Origin of the sequence: Pseudomonas sp. DTU12.1 (assembly GCF_009873475.1) — a bacterium.
GTDB lineage: Bacteria > Pseudomonadota > Gammaproteobacteria > Pseudomonadales > Pseudomonadaceae > Aquipseudomonas > Aquipseudomonas proteolytica.
Window position 1 is genome coordinate 3,502,974 of sequence record NZ_CP045254.1, and the last position, 23,654, is coordinate 3,526,627.

Sequence of the window (23,654 nt, forward strand, 5' to 3'; positions counted from 1 at the left end):
CAGACTACAGGGCGCGGCAAATGCCTGGGCACCTGCCGTTTGCCATATGTAATTCACCGCCGCGCACACACAATGCTAATCATTCTCATCTCCGATTGCACTAACATCCCTTCCTGGCCGGCCATATCCGCCTGCGCCACTGCGCCCTGGGTTGCCAGGGCACCGCTGCCACAGCCTGCAGCCCGATCCGGGAGGTGGGCCTGCGCCTGATCGGGCGCCAATAAGGAATGCCGCAATGCCGACCCCTGCTCTACGCACTTCATGGTGGCCCCAGCAACTGTTGCTGGGCTGGCTCAACCTGGCGCTCACCGCGCCGCTGATCTACCTCTATATCGGCCTGCCCCTGGTCATGCGCCAGAACGGCTGGAGTGGCACGCAGATCGGCCTGATGCAATTGGCCGGCCTGCCCGCCATGCTCAAGTTCCTGTTTGCCACCCCAGTGGATCGTTACCGGCTGGGCCAGGCCAGCTACCGCAACTGGACCCTGTTGCTGATGCTCTGCTACGCCGCCGCCCTGGGCCTGCTCGCCGCCCATGACCTGGGTAACACGCCAGCGAGCCGGATGTTCCTGCTGGCGATGCTGGTCAGCGTACTCGGCACCTGGGCCGACGTGCCGTTGAACGCTCTGGCGATCCAGATCCTGCCGGAGTCGGAACGGGTACGTGCCGGCGCCATCCGTTCTGCAGCCATGTCCCTGGGCGCGATAGTCGGCGGTGGTGTGATGTTGCTGCTGCACACCCGCGCCGGCTGGGCCTGGCCCTTCTACGTGCTGGCGCTGGGTTTGCTGTCGGGGGTCTTGCTGCTGCCCTGGCTCAAGCCCCAGGCCACGCCATGCCAGAGCCTGCCCGCCCCACTCGCGCCCCTGGCCGGCTGGCGCCAGTGGCCCGGTTACTTCGCCATTGCCGAACATCGCACCTGGGCCTTGCTGGTGCTGGTGTATTACCCGTTCCTGGGCGCGGTGTGGCTGTACCTCAAGCCATTGATGCTCGACCAGGGCTTTGCGGCGGACCGCATTGCCTTGATTGTCGGGATCGTCGGCGGCCTGGCCGGCGCCCTCTCCAGCATGCTCGCCGGGCGCTTGACCCGGCGGATCGGCGCCAGTATCAGCCTGCCGCTGCTGGCCCTGGGCAATCTCGTGGCTATCGGCTTTCTGACACTGGTGATAATCGCGGGCCTGGGGCACAACGCGCTGATTGCCGCCGCCCTGCTAGTGGCCCTGGCTATGGGAGCCTCAGCCGGCCTGATGTTTGGTTTGATGATGTACCACACCCGTCCTGGGCTCGCAGCCGTGGACTACGGCATCCAATCGAGCCTGTTTGTCGCCGCGCGCACCCTGGTGCCCATACTCGCCGGGGTGTTGCTCGACCGTCTTGGCTACCCCGGCATGCTCGGCTGCCTGCTGGTGGGGCTGGTCCTGGTGCTGCTGCTGGCCTGGCATAGCCGCAGGCGGATCTTCAGCCTTGACCGCCCCGCTCAACTGCAAGGCGTATAAGGCTTCTACTGCAGGAGCGGGCTCGCCCGCCCCTACAGCCGTCACCCCAGCACCTGGCCCCGGGTTTCCCGGGCCTGTAAAGCGATGGCGCTGGCCAGCAGCAACAGCCCGCCAAGCAAGATAAAAATCGCCGTCGCGCCCCAATGCAGAGCCAGCACCCAGCCCATGCCCACCGCCCCCAACAAAGCCCCGCTGCGGTTGCACAGCGCGCCCCAGGCCGCCCCCTTGCCCCGCAACAACGTGGGATACAACTCGGGCGTGTACAGGTGCAGGCTCATGTTCGCCGCGTAAAGAAAAAATGAACAACTGGCGGCCAGCAACGCTACCAGCAGCACTTGCTGCCAGGCCACAGTCAAGGCGATCAGCAGCAGGCTCAGGCCGGCTCCCAGGTAGCCGCCAAACAACAAGCGCACACGCCCGATCCGATCCACGCACCAGGCTGCGGCCATGCAGCCGCCGAGGCCGGCGATGTTGCTCCACAGCGTAAAGTTCAGGGCTTGTGCCAGGGAAGTGGAAAACACCTCCACATAAAGGCTCGGTAGCCAGATCAACAAGGCGAAATTCACCAGATAGCCGAGGAACCACAGCAACCCGACACTGCCCGAGGCATGACGCAGCACCGGGTCGAACAGCTGCCGCCAACGCCCGCTGTCCCGAGGCCGTGCTACAGGGGCTTCGGTCAACAGCGGCGTGGCCACCGCATGGCCGCTGGCGCGCTCCATATACGCCATGCACGCCTGCGCCCGGCGCAGTTGCCCCCGCGCCGCCAGCCAGCGCGCCGACTCGGGCACATAGAGGTAGACCGCCACCGCCAACACCATCGGCACGCTGCCCAGCCAGTACAGTGGTCGCCAGCCCATCACCGGCAATGCCCAGGTGCAAGCCACCCCAGCGAACATCAAGCCACAGGGGAAGGACAGCTCATACAGCAGTACAAAGCGCCCGCGTACCTTGGAGGTGATGATTTCGCTGAGGTACAGCGCGGCAATCGGCACCTCGGCGCCAATCCCCAGCCCTTGCAGCAGGCGCCCCACCAGCAGCCCTTGCCAATCACTGGCACAGGCAATCAATGCACTGAACAACCCGGTCAGGAGCATCGCCGCCAGTAATACCGGCTTGCGCCCTACCCGGTCTGCCAGCGCCCCGGCGCACAATGCGCCCAGCAACATGCCAAAGGTGCCACTGCCAACGATCAGGCCGACCTGGGTTGGGTCCAGTTGCCATTGCTGCTTGAGCAACGGCAGGGTGAACGAAATCAACAGCAGGTCAAAGGCTTCAAAAAAGGTGATCACCCCAAGCAACAGGCGCACCCGGGCCTGCCAGCCAACCACCGGCAGGCCTTCGATGCGTGCGTTGATCTGGGCACTCAATGCAGTTTGCGACATGACGGCTCTCCTGTGCTCAATCAGCCAGGGTGCCGGGCTTGCCGGCGCGCAACGAGACGCACAACTCGAACAGCAAGATGACAATCAACGCCTGCAACGGCAGGTCCCAACCACCTGAGTACTGATGCAACAAGCCCATGCCCAGGGGGCCCAGCACCGCAATCATAAATCCAAAGCCCTGGGCCATCGCCGACAGCTGGGTCGTGACCTGTTGATCGGGGCTGCGCAGCACAAACAGCAAGGCACTCAGCGCCGGTCCCGCCCCCTGGCCGATCCCCAGTACCAGCATCGCCAGCCAAGCCAGGGACAATGGCCCGTACAGCAGGCCCAGGCACCCGGCGAGGCACAAGCCTACGGTCGCGGCAATATAGCCACGCTGGTCCTTGACCCGGGCTGCCAGCACCGGCGCGAAATAGCCGCCCAGTACCAGGCCTACCTGAGACACTGCCAAGTACAGCGCCGCCTCGGCAACCGTGGCACCACGCTCGATATAGATGCTCGGCAACCAGGCCAGCAAGGCGTAGAGGTTCAAGGCCTGGAAGCCGAAGAACAGGGTGATCGACCAAGCCGTACGGGTTCCCAGGACTCGCGGGCGGGCCGCGCTCAATGCGGTGGGTGCAGCGGCAAGCGGTTGGCCATGCCCCAGTTGGGGGATCCAGAACACCATGGCGACCACCGCAGGAATGGCCCAGGCGCCCAAGGTCAGGTAGGCCGCATCGACATTCGCGCCCAGGCCCTGGTAGATCGGCACGGTCAAGCCAGCCGTCAACACTGCGCCGCCGCCGAGCATCAGCGAAAACACCCCCATCATGTGGCCGATCTGCCTGGGCTGGAAGCGCTTGCGCACCAGGGCCGGTACCACCACGTTCATCACCGCGATCCCCACCCCGGCCAGCAAGGTCCCGGCAAACAGGCCACCTACCCCCAGGGCACGCACCCCACAGCCCACGGCCAATACCAGCAACGCGGCAAACAGCGTACGTTCCTCGCCGAAGCGCTGGCGCAGGCGCACGCCGACCAGGGCAAACAGGCTCAGGCAGATCGGCGGCAGCGAGGCGACCAAGGTGGCCTGGATCGTACTCAGGTGCAGCTCGCCGAGGATCGGTCCAACCCCGGCAAAAGCGATGCGCAGGTTCAGCGTTACCACAATAAAACCCAGGAGCAGCCACAGCTCTCCGCCTGCCGCAGCACGTGGGCGCAGCCCGCTGGTGGCGGATTGTTCAATGCTCATGTAAACCTCCAGACAATAAAAAGCCCTACCCATGGTGGTCCATGGGCAGGGTTGAACAGATCAGGTCGGGGAGCTGGCCAGCAGGCAGTGGATCGGCAGGCCTTTGAGGGGCTGGGCCGTGACCTCGGTAAAGCCCTGCTCCAACAGCAACGACTGGATAAAGCTCACGGCGTAGGTGTCGCCACAGTCGGTCAGGCCGAGCATCTGCGCAGCGAACAAACGGGGCAGCGGATCGAGGGCCGGGTCGAGGCCGGTGGTCATGAAATCGCTGATCAGCAGCTTTCCACCGGGCGCCAGCACCCCACGGGCGCGGGCGATCAACTGCCGGCAACGTTCTGGGTCGAAGTGGTGGAGGATCTGGCTCATGATCACCAGTTCGTACTGGCCGGGGATCTGCACCGAAAAGATATCGCCACCGATCACCCGCGCCCGCTCGGCCACCCCGAACTGCCTGGCAAAATCCTCGGTGACACTGGCCACCGACGGCCAATCGAGGCCAGTGACCTGAGCCTGAGGGTATTGCTGGGCGAAGGTAAAGCCATAGATGCCATTGCCACACGCCACATCAAGAATCCGCAGGGGCGTCTGCCGTGCCGTCCAGTCGTCCAACAGCTTCACCAGCCGCCGCGCCGTGGTGCGGCTGGTACTCTCGATCCCGGCGGCAAACTCCTGCCAGTAAGGATGGTCATCGGCCTCGATGTTCTGCGCCAAGGTACTTTTGCCGGCGATTACCGCACTTTTGAAATCGCGGAAGGTTTCCCACATCAGGTCGGCGCTGTAGACATGGGCCAGGCCTCCCACATACTGCTGGCTCTGGCTCAGCAAGTAGCGACGCGACAGGTCGTTGAGGTCGTAGCACCCGTTGTCGCCAATGTGCAACAGGCCCAACCCGGCCAGGGCCGAGAGCAGGATGCGCATGCCGCGCTCGCTGGTGCCCAGCTGCCGGGCCAGGGTCGCGGCGCTGGCGGGGTGTTCGGCAAGGCCATCGAAGACCTTCAGTTCAATGGCGGCGCGCAGCACCCCGGCCCGTTCGACCCCGGTCAGGAGGTCGAGAATCGGCGCGGCACTGAGGGTTACGCAAGAAGCAGATACGTTCATGTTATTGCTCGAGAGTTCGTCACGTAGAGTGGCTTTGTCGACTTTCCCCGAAGGTGCCAGGGGAAATGCCCGGTGCACGCTGATAGCGTCCGGCCACTTGAAGCGTTCAAGGCCAATCTGGTGTTGCAGGAAATGATTGACGGCCTCCAGGCTCAAGCCCTCGCGGGGATCGCGCAGCACCACACAGGCTTGCACCCAACCCTCGCCGCTTGCCTGGGGTACGGCGACCACCGCTACATCCAGTACCTGTGGATGTTCGTGCAAGAGCATTTCCAATTCACCGGCATTGACCTTGACCCCCTTGCGCAGGATCACATCGGACTTGCGCCCCACCACTTGCAGGCGGCCCTCGGCATCGAGTCGGCCTTTGTCACCGGTCTTGACCCAACCACCGGCTGCCCGTGCGCTCTGGTTCAGCTCCGGGGCGCCGTAATAGCACAGCGGGGTCATGGGGCCGAGGGCCCAGATTTCACCGACTTCGCCCAGCGCCAGCGCTTGCTGCTGCTCGTCCATGATCCGCACGCTGACCACGCGTGGGTCCGGCTTGCCCACACTGCTCACCAGCACCGACGCAGGGTCGTCGAGGGCGGTATGGCAGGCCACGCCATCGGCCGAGCCGTAGGACTGGATCAGGCTGCAACCCAACAGGCGCTTCACGCCACGGGCGGTCTCGGCACTGAGGGCCGACCCGCCGCTGATGATGGCCTCAAGCGCCAGTGCGCCCTTGGACCAGGGTTTTTGCTGCAACAACGGGCTGGCCAGCAACAGATCGACCATATTCGGCCCCGCATACAGGTGGGTAACCTGGTACCTGACCACCGCGCGCAGCACTTCATCGGGGTCAAAGCGCGGCAGGGTGACCAGCGCCCCGCCCTGGGCGGCCATCACACAGGAGGTGGCCAGTGAGCCGAATGGCGAGGCCAGGGGCACGCAAAACAGCGCCCGCACCGGCGCGCCGCTCTGGCTCAGGCTATCGAGATAAGCCGCCTGGCCACCGAGCAAACCATTGTGGGAATAGGCCACCAGCTTTGGCTCCGATTCCGAACCCGAGGACGCAATCAGCCGCGCCGGGCCATCGGCATCAATCCACCCCGCTTCATAGGCCAACTGCGGTCCATCCCACAGTTGCTCCAGATCGAGCCAGCCATCCAGGCACCGCCCCTGCAGAATGCGGATGCGCAAGGCCGGCAACTGCGCGCCCAGCTCATCGATCATCGCCCCGTAGTCGCTTTCGCCGACCCAGCGCGCGCAGACCAGCGCCTTGGCCCCGGAGCGCTGCAACAGCGAACGGCTTTCATGCTTCTTGCGACCAATGGGAAACGGCAGCACTACCGCCCCCAGCGCCGCTACGGCCAGGTCCAGGGCACAGGCCTGCCAACCATTGGCCAGGTTCACCGCCACCACATCACCGGCGACCACGCCCTGTTGCTGCAAGACCTTGGCCAGGCTCAAGGCGCGCGCCAGCAACTGTTGGTAATTCAGGCAGTAGTGGGCATCCGCCACTGCCAGCGCCTGGGGTTGTCGCATGGCCAGCCGATAAAACGAGGAGAACAGATCCAGGCCCTGATACAACCCTTGTTCACGCCACTGCTGTCGCAAGGCGCGGGGCACCAGGTCAATAAATTCGGGGTGGCCTGGGTGGCTGTCGACAGCCGCCCGGGCCAATAAGGCGCCATTCATAAGTTGGAAATCTCCCAGGGGTTGTTCACATGTAGGTAGGCCGATTGGCGCAAGGCGCCCGCCAGCAGAGGTAGATCGGGCAATTGGCGCAGGTCGGCAGTGACGGCTACTGCCATCACGCCCATTGCTTGCAACGCGCGGCAGCAGGCATGGGTGTCTTGCTCGGCGCACCAGGGCGCCAGGCCCGGGTCGGCTTGGAGGCGGGCCAGGCCATCGCGCCCTAGGGCGCTCTGCGCTCGGTCGAGCATCAACCAACCGTCGCGACAGGCGAAGGCCTCGGCCGGTTCCGGTGCCTGCCCATCGGGTTGCCCGGCCAGCAGCAGCGCGGCGGCGCCGGCCATACAGGAATCGAGGTAGCGCCCGCGGCCATCGCGTTGCCGGGCGTAGAGCGCGGCGACAATACCTTCGGCCGCCGCCACTGCGCCGAGTACGTCGACCAGGGTAATCAGCGCTCCACCGGCAGCGCCGCGGGGCTGGCGAATCCGCTCGGCCAGACCGCTGTAGGCCTGGATCATAAAGTCGGTACCGAGGGGCTGGTCCGATGTCGGTGCGGGCCCGGTGCCCGAGGCCGAGACATAGATCAACCGCGGCAGCAGGCGTGCAAGGGTGTGCGGCTGCAAGGCCAATTGTTCATCCCGCCCCGGAGCCCAGTTATGCAGAAACACGTCGGCGTGAGCCAGCAGAGCCAGCAGTTCGGCGCGCCCGGCGGGGGCTTTCAAATCGATTTGTACGCACTGTTTGCCCCGATTGATCGCGTCGAAATGCGCCGAGATTTCACCGGCCATTGGCGGCATGCCGCGCATCGGATCGCCTCCCGGCTGTTCGACCTTGATCACCGTCGCGCCCAACAGCCGCAGCACATGCCCGGCCAGCGGTCCCTGGATCAAGCGACAGCACTCCACCACGGTGATCCCTTGCAACGGCAGACCGGCATGCTGTGGTGGCTGGTGCTCGTCGGGCCCGTTCGCGCCTGGCCCTGGGGCGAAGTCGGTGCAACGCCAGCCACCGCTCTGAATCCATGGTTGGAACACCGGTTGGTTACGGCAATCCTGCCAACGCTGCAAGGCGCACAGTGCAGTGCCCGCCTCCTTCGCCATGGCTTGCAACTGGGCAAAATCATGTTCACTGGCAGCGCGCATCAGCGCGGCCGGCAACCAAGCAGTGGCTCGGGTGTAACGTTGCATAAAGGGACGCCATCCCTTGCCAGCCACGGCAATATCGACCCCGGCCTGCTGCCAGAATCGCAGCCAGGCATCCGGGTTCAGGGCTTCGAGTTCGAACACCACGCCATCGGCACTGGTAAAGGGAGGCCGCACCGCATCCGCCGGGGGAGCGGGCTCGGGTGGGTAGCCGCCGTCGGCGCTGTCCATGGCCAGATATTGGCCGATCGCCAACAGCGCCGCACCGCCATGGCTCATGGCAACCCGCGCCGCAGGCAGACCACGCGCCTGCCCCAGCAGGCTGGCCAGTGCGGCAGTCAACAACAGCGAGGCAGTGAACGTCGCGCAGTAATCCACGCCCAGGGGTAAAGGCTCGCCGCTGGAGCGTTGGTGCAAGGCAGTCAGGCCGACCACCGCCTCCACCAGCGCAGCGCTAGCGGCCACGGTCGAGGGCGCGGGCCATGGCCGCAGGTGCAATTGGACCTGATGCCCTGCGTCATCGCACAAGGTTTGGCCACCTGTCGCCACTTGCCCACCCTGAGCCTTCAGGCGGCGGGCCAGGGCCTCGGCCACCGGGGCCAGTTCTGCCGACCAGGCCGACGCCGAGAGGTGCAAGGTCAGGTGCTTGAGCAGGCTCATCGCACACCCTTGCGGGCCAGCCGTACGGTCAGCGGCGCCATCGGGAAGTCGCACTCACCGGCATGTTCTACCGTGGCGAAGCCGGCCTGGGTCAGCAGCCCGACCAATTCCCCGGCACGCGGGACGAAGCGCCCGGCCATGAGCATCGGTAGGTAGTAAGGCATGACTCGGGCATTCATCGCCGGTTGTTCGGAACGCTCGGCGTGGGCGCAGACAAACACCCCGCCGGGGCGCAGGGCGCCATGCACGCGACGCAGCAGGCCAAGGCAATCGGGCACGAAATGCAGCACCGAAGAGCACCAGATCACGTCATAGCCTTCGCCGAATCCGTCCTGGGCCAGATCGCCACCGATGATTGCGACCCGCTCCTGCAAACCCGCCTCGGCCGCCAGTTGCCCAGCCACCGCCGCCGTCGGTGGCCAGTCGAAAACTGTCGCGTGCAGGCCGGGGTAGCGCTGCGCCAGAGCCTGGGCCACCAACCCCGGCCCGCCACCAAGATCCAGCACCCGCTCGGCGTGCTGCACCTCGGGCAGCATCTGCAACAACCCCAACACTGCAGGCACACTGATCGCCCGTTGCTCTTGGGCAATATGGGTGGCTGCCGCCGCGGCCCAGTCCTGGCCACCGCTGGCAGGCTTGGCGGGCGCCGCGACCGGTTCGCCAAACACCCGCTGGCGCAGGCCGGCACCTGCCTGGCGCAGGGCCTTGACCCGATAATGCCAGGCGTCGACGCAGCCCTGCGGCCCTGGTAGCCAGTAGCGCCGGGAGGTTTCGCTGAGGCCATAGCGGCTGCCGTTCGGGCCGTCGATACGCTGCAACAGCGCCATGCTCCACAGCAGTTCAAGCCAATGCCCGGTGTTACCCGGCGCCAGTTGCAGGCGCGCAGCCACGGTCGGCACGTCGAGGGGCTGCGCCAGCACACTGAACAGGTCCAGTTCCAGGGCCAGCGTCAGGGCTTCGGCCTGGACCGCAGCGCCGGCCAGTTGCCAATAGGCCTGCAGCGGATGGCTGTGGTTGAAATCAATAATATTCACGGTCTGGATTCCCTTGTTTACATGTCGAACGTCAGGCGCAATCCCAACTCCCGAGGGGGGCTGTACACGTCCACGAAACCATTCTGGTAGCCCACGGCGTCGTAGCGTTTGTTGGCCAGGTTGTTGACGTAGGCGCTGACTTCAAAACGCTCGAAGCTGCGCCCCACGTCGAGGTCGATCAGGCCGTAGCCGGCGCGGCGGTTGCTGTTGGCCGCGTCCAGGTAGGTGCGGCTGACGGCGCTCAGGTTGAGCTGGGTGTACCAGCGGTTCTCGGCGTCGTAGCGCAGGCCCAGGTTGCCGGTCAGGTCCGGGGCGAAGGGGTTGTGATTGCCGCAATAGTCATTGGCAGCATCGGTAAACGTGTCGAAGCGGGTGCGGTTGAGGGCCACTGCACCCTGGAGCTTCCAGCCCTCGCCCAACAGGTAGTCGGCTTGTAATTCCAGGCCACTGGAGCGCGCGGACGCGGCATTGGCGATGTACACCACGCCGGGGGTGAGCATCTGCTGGACCTGCATATCATCGATATCCATGGTGTACAGGGCCACCGAGTACAGCAGGCGACGGTCAAGGGCGCCGCCCTTGAGGCCGATCTCCCAGGAGCGGACTTTTTCCGGGGCGTAGGCCGGGTAGTTGGCGGCCGGGCTGAAGGTATTGAAACTGCCGGCGCGGAAACCATCGGCAACGCTGGCATAGACGAAAGCGTCGTCCATCCATTCGTATTGCAACGCAACCTTGGGCGAGAAGCGCTTCCAGGACGCATCGCGGGAGTCGCCGCCCTGCGGGGTAAAGCGTACGAAGTCACGTTCGGCGCGACCGCCCAGGGTCAGGGTCCAGCGCTCGGCCACAGGGATCATCCAGTGGCTGAACAGCGCGGCGCTGTGCCCTTGCAGTTTGGCGCTGTAGGGCAGTAGGCGCATCGGGGTCTTTTGCTCGCCGCCCAAATCGTGGCGGTCGCGGTCGAAGTACACCCCGGTAACCCATTGGCTATCCCCCAGAGTGCCCTCCACGGTGAACTGCTGGGACAAGGTATTGAAGTGGTTATCACGCCCGATATGCAGGGCGTCGACGGGGCGAAAGTCGGTGTCCTGCAGGACCCGGTCATAAAAGTCGCTGTTGCCGGTCACTGAGCGAAACTTCAAGCCCGAAGCCAGTTCGGTGCTCAGGTCCAGGGACACGCTGCGCGCGCTGGATTGATCCCAGCCACGCACACCAGAACTGACCCGCGTGCGCCGGGTACCGGATGCACCCCATTGGGCTGCGCCGTCGTCATAATCCTGGCGCGAGTAACGCAGGATGGCCTCGGAGGTGTCATCCGGTGTCCAGCGCAAGGCCATGCGGCCGCCGTGCTTCTTGCGGTCGTCGGCCTGGCCGCCGTGGTAGCGGTCATCGATAAAGCCATCCTGCTCGCTCCAGTTGCCGGTGACCCCAAGGAACAAGCGGTCCTCGATCAGTGGACCACTGAGATCGGCGCGCGCTACGCGCTTGTTGCGGCTACCCAATTCGGTGGAGAGCCGGGCGTGGGGGGTGTTATCCGGGGCGCGGGTATAGATGTTCACAACCCCGGCTTCGGCGTTGCGTCCGTACAGCGCCGACTGCGGCCCACGCAGCACCTCGACGCGTTCGATGCCGAGCATGTCATGGTCAAAACCCTGTGCCATGAACGTCGGAACGCCATCGACCATCATCAGCGCCGATGAAGAATAAGATGCAAAGTTGGAGCTGATGCCGCGTACCACCGGTGGCTGAATCGCCGATTGACCGAAGGGCTGGAAGCCAAAACCCGGCACCCGCCGCAACACGCTCGGCAGGTCCTGCACATGTTCACGCTCCAGGGTCTGGCCATCGAACACACTCATCGCCGCCGGCACCGACTCGGCACTCTGGGACAAGGCATTGGCGGTCACGGTGATCGCCGGCAACTCTTCCTGCGCGTTCGCCGGCGGGGCCGTAACGACCAACAAGACGGCCCACAGCGATGTACTTTTTCCCCAGGCGTAACGACCGGCCCCAGGCTGATTGACGTTCATTTGATGCGCTCCCAAACATGCTCATTGGTTCAATGGCAAAAATGGTATCAGTCGCGCAAAATGATAATGATTCTTGTTTGTATGCCATTCAACGAATTTCGTATGGGTTCCGGCGCGGCCTATTCCACCCTCTTGGGAATAGCTCTAACGTGTGGTCAATCCCGACGAGACAACTCGAGATAACAGTGATGCTAGAAAGGATATCGGCTAGACAGGCTTACCCGACCACGCGGTGCCAGACCCAGGACTGGGTGGCTTATCGGCTGCCCTCACAGGTGGGTGAATGCCACTTCGAACGGCACCTGTTGGAACCAGGTTTTAGCCTGGTTCGCTCACGCTACATGCCCCATGCCGACCTGGTGGAAACCAGCCATCAGGAAACCGAACAACGCACCCTGGTGATCACCTTCGGTTTACGCGGCGAGTCCGAATATTGCGACCAGCACGGCAACCGAGTGACCTTCAAGGCCGGCCAGACTTCAATCAACAGCTTTCGCGATGGCCGTGGCGAGCGACGCTTCAGCGCTCGCCAGGATGTGCAACAGCTACGCCTGATCGTCAGTGAAAACACCCTGGCCGACTACATAGGCGAGGAGCGCTGCGCACAGTTGCTATGCGAGGCCCACGCCCCCAACAGTGGCCTGCGGCAGTTGACCTTCCATGCCAACACCAGCAGCAGCCGTGCGCATATCCAGGCCTTGACCCAACTGAAAGAAATCAACAACCCGGACAAACTGGGCCTGCGCATCCATGCCCTGAGCCTGCTATCGGAGCAGTTGCAGATACTCACACCGGCCACCGCCACCCAGCGCCGCCTGAGCGATCCTGAGCAGGACAAGCTTGAGCGGGCGCGCCAGATCATCTTCGCGCAGATGGCCCAACCCCTGACCAACCATTACCTGTGCAGTTGTGTGGGGCTTAGCGAATTCCGCTTGAAGGACGGTTTTCGCCGGTACTTCGGCGTGACGCCGCGACGCTGCCTGTTGGAAGCGCGGATGCACAAAGCCTGGCAATTGCTCGAAGCCGGCCGGCAAGTCGCCGAGGCGGCCTATAGCGTCGGCTATTCGCACCCCAGCAACTTCAGCACTGCGTTCAGCCAGTTTTTCGGGCGCACACCCAAGTCGGTGTCGGGCACACGTAATTGAGCACGCTCCCTTATTTCAGGACGTACAACCCAGATGAAATTCTCCAACTTCTTTAGAAACAGCCAGCTCTTCTCGCCCCAGAGCGCCAGCGTCGGCAGTGGCAGCCAGGGGGCAAGCCGCGCGGTCTACCTGAACTTCAACGAGTCACCCTTCGGCCCCCTGCCCCCGGCCCTGGACGCTGCGCGCGACAGCCTGCCGGGTTGCGGGCGCTATGGCTTCGGAGCGATCGACCAACTGCACCAGGCACTGGCGCTGGAGCTGGCGGTGCCGGCGGATCACCTGACCCTATACCCAGGCTCCAACCGTGCCCTGCACTATGCGGCGGCGACCTTTACCGGGCCCGGCCGCTCACTGGTCGTGGCCACCCCGGGCTACCCGATCTGCGAATTGGCGGCCCGACGCGCAGGGGCAGACGTCCATAAAGTGCCACTGCGAAAGGACGGTGCCCACGACCTGGCTCGCATGTGCGCCGTCGAAGACGCCGGCCTGATCTACCTGTGCAACCCCAATAACCCCACGGGCACCATTACCCCGCACAACGCCATCCTCCAGGCCTTGGCGCAGAAGCCCGGGGACGCGGTCTTGCTGGTGGACGAGGCCTACCTGCAGTTCTGCGATGAACCCTCGATGTTGCCCTGGATCGAGCAACGCGCGGACCTGATCGTGCTCCGCACCTTCTCCAAGATCTATGGCCTGGCGGGCCTGCGGATCGGCATGGCGATGGCCCAACCGCAGACCTTGCAGCGCATCACCACCCTACCGGCAGATGACGTCTCGATCACCGCCGCCCAGGCTGCGCTGGCCAGCCTTGGCCATGGCCACCAGGTAGCGCAGCGCAAGCAAGTGATTATCCGGGCGCGCAACGAAACCATCGACTGGCTGCAATCACGGGACATTCCATGCACGCGCTCGCAGTCGAGCTGTTTCATGATGAAAGTCGGCGAACAGGCCCCGCAGATTATTCAAACCCTGGCGGACAACGGCGTGCATATCGGCCGCACGTGGCCCGAAGCCCCGGAGTGGGTGCGCGTCACCGTGGGCAGCCTGGAGGAAATGGAGGTATTCAAGTCGGTGATGAGCCTCACCGTTTGCGCTCACCATCACGGGCTCTTCTACCCGATCTGAAAATTCGTTAATCAGTAGAACTTTTTTAACTGCAAACGCCTGCGCCACTCGCTGATCAAGGTGCGGACTTTTCTCATCCAAAATTTCATTCAAGACAGGAACAGTCATGCAACTTCCACCCTTGGTAGAAGCCAGCGCCACATTAAGTGCCAGTGAAATAAGCCGTTATAGCCGGCATCTGTTATTGCCGGAAATCGGCCTTGAGGGACAACAACGCTTAAAACACAGCCGAGTCCTGGTAATTGGTGCCGGCGGCCTCGGCTCGCCGACTTTGTTGTACTTGGCGGCGGCCGGCGTTGGCACCCTAGGCATCATCGACTTTGATGTAGTGGACGACTCCAACTTGCAACGGCAAGTGATTCATCGACTTGCGGAAATCGGCCAACTCAAGACGCAAAGTGCCAAGCGTACTTTGCAAGCGCTCAATCCACACATCCAGATCAACTTGCATAACGAACGGCTGGACAACGACAACGCCGTGGCGCTGTTTTCCAACTATGACTTGATGCTCGACGGCACCGATAACTTCGCCACCCGCTACCTGGTCAACGACGCCTGCGTGCTGGCGCGCAAGCCGTATGTCTGGGGCTCAATCTATCGCTTCGAAGGCCAGGCTTCGGTGTTCTGGGAACAGGCCCCCAGCGGGGGGATCAACTACCGTGACCTGTATCCCGAGCCGCCCCCCGCCCATCTGGCGCCATCGTGCTCGGAAGGTGGTGTGTTGGGAGTGCTCTGCGCGTCCATCGGGGCGATCATGGCTACCGAGGCGATCAAGCTGATCACCGGCATCGGCAACTCCCTACTGGGACGCCTGGCGGTGTACGACGCCCTAGAGATGAGCTATCGCTTCCTGCCCTTGCGCCCGGCCCCCCAGCGCCAGCCCATCACCGCGCTACTGGACTACCAGCACCTGTGCGGCCTGGGCAGCACAGCGCCCCCCGCCAGCGTGCCCAGCCTGGATGCCCATGCCCTGCAGGCCCTGCGACTGAGCAAGCAGCCCCTGCAATTGATCGATGTGCGCGAAAAAAACGAGTGGGACATCCTGCATATCCCCCAGGCGCAACTGATCCCGATGCAGCAGATGCTCAGCGGCGCGCACACCGCCCAGCTCTCGCCAGACGCCGAGATCGTCGTGTATTGCAAGGCCGGCAGCCGCTCCCGGACGGTGGTCCAGGCCTTGGCCGAGCAAGGTTTGCGTAATGTGCGCAGCCTCGAAGGCGGAGTGCTGGCCTGGGCCGCGGCCTATGCGCCGACACTGCCGGCCTACTGAGGACCCGCTTATGTTGCTGCTCAGCCAAGACATCATCACTGCGATCTTTGACCAGGCCCGCCAGGCGCACCCACTCGAGTGCTGCGGCATCATCGCCGCGGCCATCGACAGTGAGCGCGCCACACGCTTGATCCCGATGACCAACAGTGCCTGCTCCCCGGTGTACTTCGCCTTCGACCCACGGCAACAACTCCAGGTCTGGCGCGAGATGGATGCCCGCAACGAAGAGCCTCGGGTGTTCTATCACTCCCATACCGCATCGCGGGCCTACCCCAGCGCTACCGATATCGAGTTCGCCAACGACGCCAACGCCCATTACCTGATTGTGACTACTGCGGACTACGACCCGCCGCTGCGCAGCTTCCGGATTGCCCAAGGCTGCGTCAGCGAAGAAGAAGTGCGTGTCGAAACACCGCCCTATTAACCCTCCACGGAGTTCCATCCCATGAAGATCACTGTCCCCACCCTGATGCGTAACTTGACCGCCAACCAGAAAACCGTCGAGGCCCAAGGGCAAACGGTCAGGCAAGTTATCGACGCACTTGAGCAGCAGTATCCCGGCATCGCGGCGCGCCTGGTCGAGGGTAATAAAGTGCATAAGTTCATCAATATTTATATCAACGATGACGATATCCGCTTCTTGCAAAGTCTCGACAGCGCCGTCGCCCAACATGACCAAATTACCATCTTGCCTGCCGTCGCTGGCGGATGTTTTTAATTCCCCCCGGGGAGGAATAATTCCATGTGCCCTTGCCCCTACATGCACCAAACCAAACCCCAACAGTGGCATGACGCCAAACTGGACTTCGCCGAAATCATGAGTTACGGCGATTACCTGGGACTGGATAAAGTGCTGGACGCACAAGTTCCACGCTCCCAACAACATAACGAAATGCTCTTTATCATCCAGCACCAGGCCTCGGAACTGTGGATGAAGTTACTGTTGCATGAACTGCGGCACGCCCGCCAATTGATCGATCAGGGCCAATTGGCGGGCAGTCACCGGGTGCTGGCCAGGGTGTTGCGGATCATGGAGCAGATGGTCAGCTCATGGGCGATCCTCGCGACCCTGAGCCCCATGGAGTTCATCAGTTTTCGCTCGGACTTGGGCAACGCCTCTGGTTTCCAGTCCTACCAGTACCGTGAGATCGAGTTCATTTTCGGCAATAAAAACCGCGCCATGCTTCTTCCACACCAGCACACCCCGCAGATCGCCAAAAACCTTGAACAGTGCCTGCACACCCCGTCGTTATACGACGCGATCATCCGGCAGATGACCCGCCAGGACCTGCCCATCTGCGCACTGCGGCTGGACGCCGACCCCAGCGAGCCGACCCGCAGCGATGCTTCGGTGGAGGCCGCATGGGTCCAGGTCTACCGCCAACCGGAGCGCTACTGGGACCTGTACCAGTTGGGCGAAAAGCTGATGGATATCGAAGACGCCTTTCGCCAATGGCGCTTTCGCCACGTCACGGTGGTCGAGCGGGTCATCGGTTTCAAGAAAGGCACCGGAGGCACCGAGGGCGTCGAGTACCTGCGCAAGATGCTCGGCACCGTGCTGTTCCCTGAACTCTGGAGCCTGCGCTCAAGCCTCTGACCCCACCCCCACGAGAATTCGCCATGACTGCTACAGACAATGCTCGTCAAGTCACCATTATCGGCGCAGGGCTCGCCGGAACCCTGGTCGCGCGCCTGCTGGCCCGCAACGGCTGGCAGGTCAACCTGTTCGAGCGACGCCCCGACCCGCGCATCGAAACCGGCGCCCGGGGGCGCTCCATCAACCTGGCGCTGGCCGAACGAGGTGCCCATGCCTTGCGTTTGGCTGGGCTAGAGCGCGAAGTACTGGCAGAAGCGGTGATGATGCGCGGGCGCATGGTGCATGTGCCCGGCACGCCCCCCAGCCTGCAGCCATACGGGCGTGATGACAGCGAGGTGATCTGGTCGATCAATCGGGATCGTTTGAACCGCATTTTGCTCGACGGCGCCGAAGCGGCCGGCGCGAATATCCACTTCAACCTGGGGCTCGACAGCGTGGACTTTGCGCGCCAACGCCTGACCCTCAGCAACGCGTCGGGGGAGCGCCTGGAGAAACGCTTCCATCTGCTGATCGGCGCCGATGGCTGCAACTCGGCGGTGCGCCAGGCCATGGCCAGCGTCGTCGACCTGGGCGAACACCTGGAAACCCAGCCCCATGGCTACAAGGAACTGCAGATCACTCCCGAGGCCAGCGCGCAATTCAACCTGGAGCCCAACGCCCTGCATATCTGGCCCCATGGCGACTACATGTGCATCGCCCTGCCGAACCTGGACCGCAGCTTCACGGTGACGTTGTTCCTGCATCACCAGAGCCCGGCGGCACAACCCGCCAGCCCGTGTTTTGCGCAACTGGTGGATGGGCATGCCGCGCGAAGGTTTTTCCAGCGCCAGTTCCCCGGCCTGTCACCGATGCTCGACAGCCTGGAACAAGACTTCGAGCATCACCCCACCGGCAAGCTCGCAACCCTGCGCCTAACCACCTGGCATATCGGCGGCCAGGCCGTGCTGCTGGGCGATGCGGCCCATCCCATGGTGCCGTTCCATGGCCAGGGCATGAACTGTGCACTGGAAGACGCCGTAGCCCTCGCCGAACACCTGCAATCGGCCGCCGACAACGCCAGCGCACTCGCGGCGTTCACCGCCCAACGCCAACCCGATGCGTTGGCGATCCAGGCCATGGCCCTGGAAAACTACGTGGAGATGAGTAGTAAAGTGGCCAGCCCCAGCTATTTGTTGGAGCGCGAGCTGGGCCAAATCATGGCCCAGCGCCAACCGACGCGTTTTATCCCGCGATACAGCATGGTCACCTTCAGCCGCCTGCCCTACGCCCAGGCAATGGCCCGCGGGCAGATCCAGGAGCAACTGCTCAAATTCGCAGTGGCCAACCACAGCGACCTGACCTCGATCAACCTCGACGCCGTGGAGCACGAAGTGACCCGCTGCCTGCCACCCTTGAGCCACCTGTGCTGAACCTTCCAGGAGCCCCGTCAGTGCCCGCGCGCAAACTCTTCGATATCAGCCCGCCGATCACCACGGCCATCGCCACCTGGCCGGGCGACACCGACTACCAGCAGGAACCCGTGTGGGTGCTGGATCATGAATGCCCGGTAAACGTCGGCAAGATCACCCTTTCCGCCCACACCGGGGCCCACGCCGATGCGCCACTGCACTACAGCAACAGCGGCGCCGCCATTGGCTCGGTGCCGTTGGAGCCTTACCTGGGGACCTGCCGGGTGATTCATTGTTTCGATAGCGACGGCCTGGTCCGGCCGGCCCAGCTTTTGCCACACCTGGCCCAGGCGCCCGAACGCATCCTGTTGCGCACCTATCGCCACAGCGACCCCTGCATTTGGGATCAGCACTCCACGGCGATTGCCGTGGCTGCCATCGAACTCCTGGCCCGCCACGGAGTAAAACTGGTGGGCATCGACACCCCCTCGGTGGATCCGCAGCACTCCAAGACGCTGGATGCGCACCACGCGATCCAGCGCCATGGCATGGCCATTCTCGAAGGGTTGGTATTGGATGAGGTGCCGGCCGGCGACTATGAGCTGATCGCCCTGCCCCTCAAGTTCATGGCGCTGGACGCAAGCCCGGTGCGGGCGGTGTTGCGCAGCTTGCCAACGCAGGCGCCGCGCAGCGGTTAAATCACCCGCGCTGCTGGAACCACGCTGCGCGGTACCCAGCTCTTGGCGGCGCCTAGAAACACCACTCCTCAGCCCGGACCACCCGACAGAACGGCCCGTCGAGCGTGGCATTGTGATGCGCGACGATGTCCTGGGCGTTGATCTCTGGCGTGTCTGAACAGCTATGGCCGTCGGCGATGAGTACTGCGTCGAAGCCAAGATCGCGTGCTGCACGGCAGGTGCTGTCGACGCAGTATTGAGTTTTCAGCCCAGTGATCACCACGCCCGTAGCACCGCAGGCGCGCAAATTGTCCGCCAGGCCAGTTGATGCAAAGGCGTTGGGGCGCTGTTTATCGAACACCGTTTCGCCACCCAGCAGCTTCAATTCCTGCACGACTTCCGTCAACGGACTGCCGGGTTCGATGGCTGACCCCACCGGCCCGGTATGGCGGGCGAGAAAAACCGGCGCGCCTGCGTTGTGCGCCTTGTCCATCAAGGCGTTCACCGTGTCCAGCAGCGTTTCGCAGCGCCATGGCTTTTGCGGGCCGTGAACCAACCCCACTTGCATATCGAGTACTAAAAGGGCGTACATAGGTGCATCTCCTTGCGTTTGAACCAGCGACACAAGGGCATGAAAAAGGCCCTGTCCATCGCTGGCGGGCCTTTGAAGTTCGTTGGCTATTGGCTCACGACACCTCGCACGCTCCGCCTTCAGCGGTGGTGGTGGTCGTGGTCGAGGTCAGGCAATAGTCGGTCATGGATCGACACTAGCACAGATCTTCTCGGGATCGTGTGTACAAACCTGAATCACTTGAGCCAATCGAAGCGCCACCGTCGCCGCCTGCTCGGCAGTGGCGATGTTGGTAAAGCCCAGTACCAACCCGTGCCTGGGCTTGGCCTCCAGGTACCACTGTGACAGTGGCTCGACGGCGATACCAATGGCCCGGGCACGTTGGGCCAGTTCAACATCATCGCCGTCGCGCAGGCCTGCAATCAGGTGCATACCGCCGGCCTGGGGGTTGATCGACAGGCGTTCGCCAAACTGTTGCTGCAGCGCCGCGACCAGCCACTGGCGGCGGCGGGCGTAAAGGGTGCGCATTTTTTTCAGGTGCCGTGCAAAGTGCCCCTCGTAGAGGAATGCGCTGACGGTCGCCTGGAGGAGCTGCGGGCAGTGGTTATGCAAACGATCCGCCTGACGGGCGAAGGCGTCGCTCTGTGCGGGCGGCACCACCAGATAGGCCAGGCGCAGGCCTGGAAACAACACCTTGCTGAACGTCCCGGTGTAGAGCACGCGGCCCTGCTGGTCAAGGCTCTTGAGCGCAGGCAAGGGCTTGCCCTGATAGCGGTACTCACTGTCGTAATCATCCTCGATGATCCAACTGCCCTGGCGATTGGCCCAGTCCAGGAGCGCCAACCGACGCGGCAGTGACAGCGACACCCCCAGCGGGCTCTGGTGGGCAGGCGTGACGACGGCAAAGCGCGCATCCGGGCAGCGTGCAATGCCTTGGGCGACATCAAGCCCCTGGTCATCCACGGCCACCGGCACCAACTGCGCACCGGCTTCGAGTAACGCGTTGCGCGCCATGAAATAGCCGGGTTCTTCCAACCAGCAGCGATCACCGGGATGCATCAGCGTGTGGCTGATCAGGTCCAGGCAGGCGCGATAGCCCGCGCACACGAACACCTGCTCCGGGCGGCAGGTAATCCCTCGGGAAATCCCCAGGTAGCTGGCAATGGCCGCGCGCAAGGGTGCATGGCCGCGCGGGTCCGGGTACACCAGACCCTCAAGGCCAGCCTGGCGCAGTTGACGGCCTGCCAGCCGGGTCCAGAGTTTGCGCGGAAAGGCATCGAGTGCGGGCAGGCCCATCTGCAGCGCGAGCGGCAGCGCCCCGCTATGATTGGGCAGGTACGGCGCCGCAACAACCGGCGCATGAACGATGGACGACGAAACCGCCGCCAACTGCGGGCTGACGATCGTCCCGGCGGCCCCCCGAGCAATCAGGTAACCCTCCCCGATCAGCAGTTGGTAAGCCGCTTCTACCGTACCGCGCGCCAGGTTCAACTGCGCCGCCAAGGCGCGAACGGCGGGCACACGATCCCCAGGACGCAGGCGGCCGTCGGCAATGGCCTCGCGAAATCGCTGGTAAAGCTGGCGATAGATCGGCGCGTTCTGGCTTCGGTCGAGCGGGAAGGAAGGAATCATGGCCTAGTCGTTTATGCACTTTTCGGCCCTGTAGCTTAAGTCATCGTGGCTTTAAGGTCAGCCATCACTCTACGGCGCACAACATATGGCTTATACACTCCGACATCTCACCGACCAACAGGCCTTCGAGGCCAGCTTCGACCTTATGCGCATACTGCGGCCCCATATCGCCGACCCGGCCAACTATGTGGCGCAGCTGCTGCGCCAAACCGCACAAGGCTACCGTTTATTGGCCGCGTGGGACGCTGAGCGGGTGGTCGGCCTGGCCGGTTACCGCACCTTGGAAAACCTGCTCTACGGGCGTTTCATCTACGTCGATGATCTGGTGGTGCACCCAGACCTGCAGCGCAGCGGCCTGGGCGCACGGTTGCTGGACGCCGTCCGCGCTGAGGCCGTGCAGCACGATTGCGCCCATTTCGTGCTGGACACCGGGCTGCATATGCCGCTAGCCCAGCGTTTTTACTTTCGCCAAGGCCTGCTGGCCCACGGCATGCACTTCACCCAAAGTCTTCAGACAGAGAATCGGCCATGAACAGTGTTCTATTGATCAACGCCAGCCCCAATGGCCAGGTTTCCCATGCCAACCAATTGGCGTTGGAGTTGGTGGATGCCCTGCGCCAGCAGCACCCCAGGCTCGAACTGGTCGAGCGCGACCTGGGCACTCACCCGCTGCCGCCACTGGGCATGGACTACGCCCGTGGGCTGGCGACGACCACGCCGTTCGATGCACCGGTATTCGAGGTTTCCGAAGCGCTGATCCGCGAACTGGAACGCTGCGACATCCTGCTCATTGCCACCCCGATGCACAACTTCACGCTGCCCGCTGCGCTCAAACTGTGGATCGACTACGTGCTGCGCATCCATCGCACGTTCAGTTCAGGGCCCGAGGGCAAGACCGGCCTGCTGAGCAACCGCCCAGTGTATGTACTGGTCGGCTCCGGCGGTTTTCACCAGGGCGAAAAGGCACGGCAACCGGACTTTCTGACGCCCTACCTGCGCCAGGTACTGGGCACGCTCGGGTTGCTCGACCTGCACTTCACCTACCTCCAGGGCCTGGTGTTCGGTGAAGAGAGGGTTCAGGCCTCAGTCCAGGACAGCCGTGCGCGACTGGCCCTGGAGCCGCTGTTCAACTCGCTCGTCAAAGCACTCCGGGCACCACCAGGGTCAACCACGCAACACACGGCCCCACAAGGGCAATGACCGCGCTGTAGATCAACAGGCTGCGCAACACCTTTTCACGCTCCTGCGGTGGTGTATTGGCAACCACCAGTGCGCCATTGGTGGAGAACGCGACCGGTGCCAGCGACAGGCGCGCGCTGCGCAAACCACCGAAGACGACGAAGACCACCAGCACCACAATCGACAGAATTTCATTACTCATTGCTATCTGACTCCCCGCAGTCGGACGGTCCCGCAGGTACCGTCCTTGTTATTGTTTTTTCGGGATGTGGCGAGGGGGCTTGTCCCCCGCTGGGCTGCAACGCAGCCCCAAAAACAGCCACCTCGGTGTAGCTGGCAGACCGTGGTGAGGCGATTGGGGCGGCTTCGCCACCCAGCGCGGGGCAAGCCCGCTCGCCACAGAAAGCCAGCTGTTCGCCCCCCCTGTGGCGAGGGGGCTTGTCCCGCTGGGCTGCACCGCAGCCCCAAAACCAGCCACCTCGGTGTAGCTGGCAGACCGTGGTGAAGCGATTGGGGCGGCTTCGCCACCCAGCGCGGGGCAAGCCCGCTCGCCACGAAAAGCCAGCTGTTCACCCCCCCTGTGGCGAGGGGGCCACCCCCGCTGGGCTGCATAGCAGCCCCAAAACCAGCCACCTCGGTGTAGCTGGCAGACCGTGGTGAGGCGATTGGGGCGGCTTCGCCACCCAGCGCGGGGCAAGCCCGCTCGCCACAGAAAGCCAGCTGTTCGCCCCCCCTGTGGCGAGGGGGCTTGTCCCGCTGGGCTGCACCGCAGCCCCAAAACCAGCCACCTCGGTGTAGCTGGCAGACCGTGGTGAAGCGATTGGGGCGGCTTCGCCACCCAGCGCGGGGCAAGCCCGCTCGCCACGAAAAGCCAGCTGTTCACCCCCCCTGTGGCGAGGGGGCCACCCCCGCTGGGCTGCATAGCAGCCCCAAAACCAGCCACCTCGGTGTAGCTGGCAGACCGTGGTGAAGCGATTGGGGCGGCTTCGCCACCCAGCGCGGGGCAAGCCCGCTCGCCACGAAAAGCCAGCTGTTCACCCCCCCTGTGGCGAGGGGGCCACCCCCGCTGGGCTGCATAGCAGCCCCAAAACCAGCCACCTCGGTGTAGCTGGCAGACCGTGGTGAGGCGATTGGGGCGGCTTCGCCACCCAGCGCGGGGCAAGCCCGCTCGCCACGAAAAGCCAGCTGTTCACCCCCCCTGTGGCGAGGGGGCCACCCCCGCTGGGCTGCATAGCAGCCCCAAAACCAGCCACCTCGGTGTAGCTGGCAGACCGTGGTGAGGCGATTGGGGCGGCTTCGCCACCCAGCGCGGGGCAAGCCCGCT

General features: G+C 63.8%; 20 protein-coding genes. 11 read left to right on the forward strand and 9 right to left on the reverse strand.

Features of this window, described 5'->3' with window-relative positions; all coding sequences use genetic code 11:
- Positions 1 to 235 precede the first annotated feature (235 nt).
- The gene (locus GDV60_RS15125; RefSeq protein ID WP_029300551.1) at positions 236 to 1,492 is read left to right on the forward strand and encodes an MFS transporter; all 1,257 of its coding nucleotides are present in this window, start codon (positions 236 to 238) and stop codon (positions 1,490 to 1,492) included.
- A gap of 41 nt (positions 1,493 to 1,533) precedes the next feature.
- Here GDV60_RS15125 and GDV60_RS15130 read toward each other — a convergent pair whose 3' ends face one another.
- Genes GDV60_RS15130 through GDV60_RS15155 form a run of 6 tightly spaced genes read right to left on the reverse strand, consistent with a single transcriptional unit; the run spans position 1,534 to position 11,746 of the window.
- Positions 1,534 to 2,877, reverse strand: a complete 1,344-nt coding sequence (locus tag GDV60_RS15130; RefSeq protein WP_154906074.1) for an MFS transporter — start codon at positions 2,875 to 2,877, stop codon at positions 1,534 to 1,536.
- 16 nt (positions 2,878 to 2,893) lie between these two features.
- Positions 2,894 to 4,108, reverse strand: coding sequence for an MFS transporter (locus GDV60_RS15135; RefSeq protein ID WP_133714750.1), 1,215 nt, complete (start codon positions 4,106 to 4,108; stop codon positions 2,894 to 2,896).
- Positions 4,109 to 4,168: 60 nt separating this feature from the next.
- Entirely contained in the window at positions 4,169 to 6,886 is a 2,718-nt protein-coding gene (locus GDV60_RS15140; RefSeq protein ID WP_159907938.1) for an AMP-binding protein, read from the reverse strand.
- On the reverse strand, positions 6,883 to 8,685 hold the full coding sequence (locus tag GDV60_RS15145) for a CoA transferase (protein ID WP_159907940.1): 1,803 nt from the start codon (positions 8,683 to 8,685) through the stop codon (positions 6,883 to 6,885). The genes GDV60_RS15140 and GDV60_RS15145 overlap by 4 nt, the downstream gene beginning before the upstream one ends.
- Positions 8,682 to 9,719, reverse strand: coding sequence for a methyltransferase (locus GDV60_RS15150; protein ID WP_159907943.1), 1,038 nt, complete (start codon positions 9,717 to 9,719; stop codon positions 8,682 to 8,684). Before GDV60_RS15150 ends, GDV60_RS15145 begins: the two co-directional genes overlap by 4 nt.
- Before the next feature lie 17 nt (positions 9,720 to 9,736).
- Complete coding sequence (locus tag GDV60_RS15155) at positions 9,737 to 11,746, reverse strand: TonB-dependent receptor (protein WP_159907945.1); 2,010 nt, start codon at positions 11,744 to 11,746, stop codon at positions 9,737 to 9,739.
- 305 nt (positions 11,747 to 12,051) lie between these two features.
- Here GDV60_RS15155 and GDV60_RS15160 point away from each other — a divergent pair, with 305 nt between their 5' ends.
- The 8 genes from GDV60_RS15160 to kynB all read left to right on the forward strand — a co-directional run bounded on the left by GDV60_RS15160 (position 12,052) and on the right by kynB (position 18,969).
- A complete protein-coding gene (locus GDV60_RS15160; RefSeq protein WP_159907948.1) occupies positions 12,052 to 12,891 on the forward strand; it encodes an AraC family transcriptional regulator in 840 nt (279 codons plus the stop codon).
- A gap of 33 nt (positions 12,892 to 12,924) precedes the next feature.
- Positions 12,925 to 14,016 carry an aminotransferase class I/II-fold pyridoxal phosphate-dependent enzyme gene (locus tag GDV60_RS15165; protein ID WP_159907951.1) on the forward strand — a complete coding sequence of 364 codons (1,092 nt, stop codon included), beginning with the start codon at positions 12,925 to 12,927 and terminating at the stop codon, positions 14,014 to 14,016.
- A 106-nt stretch (positions 14,017 to 14,122) separates the two neighbouring features.
- Positions 14,123 to 15,286, forward strand: a complete 1,164-nt coding sequence (gene moeB / locus GDV60_RS15170) for a molybdopterin-synthase adenylyltransferase MoeB (protein WP_029293802.1) — start codon at positions 14,123 to 14,125, stop codon at positions 15,284 to 15,286.
- A 10-nt stretch (positions 15,287 to 15,296) separates the two neighbouring features.
- Entirely contained in the window at positions 15,297 to 15,710 is a 414-nt protein-coding gene (locus GDV60_RS15175; protein WP_133714755.1) for a M67 family metallopeptidase, read from the forward strand.
- A gap of 21 nt (positions 15,711 to 15,731) precedes the next feature.
- On the forward strand, positions 15,732 to 16,004 hold the full coding sequence (locus tag GDV60_RS15180) for a MoaD/ThiS family protein (RefSeq protein ID WP_029293797.1): 273 nt from the start codon (positions 15,732 to 15,734) through the stop codon (positions 16,002 to 16,004).
- A gap of 24 nt (positions 16,005 to 16,028) precedes the next feature.
- The gene (locus GDV60_RS15185; RefSeq protein ID WP_133714756.1) at positions 16,029 to 16,883 is read left to right on the forward strand and encodes a tryptophan 2,3-dioxygenase; all 855 of its coding nucleotides are present in this window, start codon (positions 16,029 to 16,031) and stop codon (positions 16,881 to 16,883) included.
- Between the two features lie 23 nt (positions 16,884 to 16,906).
- A complete protein-coding gene (locus GDV60_RS15190; RefSeq protein ID WP_133714757.1) occupies positions 16,907 to 18,292 on the forward strand; it encodes an NAD(P)/FAD-dependent oxidoreductase in 1,386 nt (461 codons plus the stop codon).
- Between the two features lie 20 nt (positions 18,293 to 18,312).
- Complete coding sequence (gene kynB, locus GDV60_RS15195) at positions 18,313 to 18,969, forward strand: arylformamidase (protein ID WP_133714758.1); 657 nt, start codon at positions 18,313 to 18,315, stop codon at positions 18,967 to 18,969.
- Between the two features lie 52 nt (positions 18,970 to 19,021).
- Here the strand turns inward: kynB and GDV60_RS15200 are convergent, their stop codons facing one another.
- Positions 19,022 to 19,540 carry an isochorismatase family protein gene (locus GDV60_RS15200; RefSeq protein ID WP_133714759.1) on the reverse strand — a complete coding sequence of 173 codons (519 nt, stop codon included), beginning with the start codon at positions 19,538 to 19,540 and terminating at the stop codon, positions 19,022 to 19,024.
- A gap of 162 nt (positions 19,541 to 19,702) precedes the next feature.
- Positions 19,703 to 21,151: a PLP-dependent aminotransferase family protein gene (locus GDV60_RS15205; protein ID WP_159907954.1), complete on the reverse strand. Its 1,449-nt coding sequence runs from the start codon at positions 21,149 to 21,151 to the stop codon at positions 19,703 to 19,705.
- An 85-nt stretch (positions 21,152 to 21,236) separates the two neighbouring features.
- On the opposite strand from GDV60_RS15205, the gene GDV60_RS15210 reads away from it, so the two are divergent.
- On the forward strand, positions 21,237 to 21,683 hold the full coding sequence (locus GDV60_RS15210) for a GNAT family N-acetyltransferase (protein WP_159907957.1): 447 nt from the start codon (positions 21,237 to 21,239) through the stop codon (positions 21,681 to 21,683).
- Complete coding sequence (locus tag GDV60_RS15215) at positions 21,680 to 22,351, forward strand: FMN-dependent NADH-azoreductase (protein ID WP_159907960.1); 672 nt, start codon at positions 21,680 to 21,682, stop codon at positions 22,349 to 22,351. The genes GDV60_RS15210 and GDV60_RS15215 overlap by 4 nt, the downstream gene beginning before the upstream one ends.
- On the opposite strand, the gene GDV60_RS15220 is transcribed toward GDV60_RS15215, so the two are convergent.
- On the reverse strand, positions 22,290 to 22,532 hold the full coding sequence (locus GDV60_RS15220; RefSeq protein WP_133714763.1) for a hypothetical protein: 243 nt from the start codon (positions 22,530 to 22,532) through the stop codon (positions 22,290 to 22,292). The genes GDV60_RS15215 and GDV60_RS15220 overlap by 62 nt on opposite strands.
- Between the last annotated feature and the right edge of the window lie 1,122 nt (positions 22,533 to 23,654).

Excerpts from the sequence above, each read along its gene's own strand:
- GDV60_RS15125 (WP_029300551.1), top strand. The coding sequence starts at position 236 with ATGCCGACCCCTGCTCTACGCACTTCATGGTGGCCCCAGCAACTGTTG.
- GDV60_RS15130 (WP_154906074.1), bottom strand. The coding sequence starts at position 2,877 with ATGTCGCAAACTGCATTGAGTGCCCAGATCAACGCACGCATCGAAGGC.
- GDV60_RS15135 (WP_133714750.1), bottom strand. The coding sequence starts at position 4,108 with ATGAGCATTGAACAATCCGCCACCAGCGGGCTGCGCCCACGTGCTGCG.
- GDV60_RS15140 (WP_159907938.1), bottom strand. The coding sequence starts at position 6,886 with ATGAATGGCGCCTTATTGGCCCGGGCGGCTGTCGACAGCCACCCAGGC.
- GDV60_RS15145 (WP_159907940.1), bottom strand. The coding sequence starts at position 8,685 with ATGAGCCTGCTCAAGCACCTGACCTTGCACCTCTCGGCGTCGGCCTGG.
- GDV60_RS15155 (WP_159907945.1), bottom strand. The coding sequence starts at position 11,746 with ATGAACGTCAATCAGCCTGGGGCCGGTCGTTACGCCTGGGGAAAAAGT.
- GDV60_RS15165 (WP_159907951.1), top strand. The coding sequence starts at position 12,925 with ATGAAATTCTCCAACTTCTTTAGAAACAGCCAGCTCTTCTCGCCCCAG.
- moeB (WP_029293802.1), top strand. The coding sequence starts at position 14,123 with ATGCAACTTCCACCCTTGGTAGAAGCCAGCGCCACATTAAGTGCCAGT.
- GDV60_RS15175 (WP_133714755.1), top strand. The coding sequence starts at position 15,297 with ATGTTGCTGCTCAGCCAAGACATCATCACTGCGATCTTTGACCAGGCC.
- GDV60_RS15180 (WP_029293797.1), top strand. The coding sequence starts at position 15,732 with ATGAAGATCACTGTCCCCACCCTGATGCGTAACTTGACCGCCAACCAG.
- GDV60_RS15185 (WP_133714756.1), top strand. The coding sequence starts at position 16,029 with ATGTGCCCTTGCCCCTACATGCACCAAACCAAACCCCAACAGTGGCAT.
- GDV60_RS15190 (WP_133714757.1), top strand. The coding sequence starts at position 16,907 with ATGACTGCTACAGACAATGCTCGTCAAGTCACCATTATCGGCGCAGGG.
- GDV60_RS15200 (WP_133714759.1), bottom strand. The coding sequence starts at position 19,540 with ATGTACGCCCTTTTAGTACTCGATATGCAAGTGGGGTTGGTTCACGGC.
- GDV60_RS15205 (WP_159907954.1), bottom strand. The coding sequence starts at position 21,151 with ATGATTCCTTCCTTCCCGCTCGACCGAAGCCAGAACGCGCCGATCTAT.
- GDV60_RS15210 (WP_159907957.1), top strand. The coding sequence starts at position 21,237 with ATGGCTTATACACTCCGACATCTCACCGACCAACAGGCCTTCGAGGCC.
- GDV60_RS15215 (WP_159907960.1), top strand. The coding sequence starts at position 21,680 with ATGAACAGTGTTCTATTGATCAACGCCAGCCCCAATGGCCAGGTTTCC.
- GDV60_RS15220 (WP_133714763.1), bottom strand. The coding sequence starts at position 22,532 with ATGAGTAATGAAATTCTGTCGATTGTGGTGCTGGTGGTCTTCGTCGTC.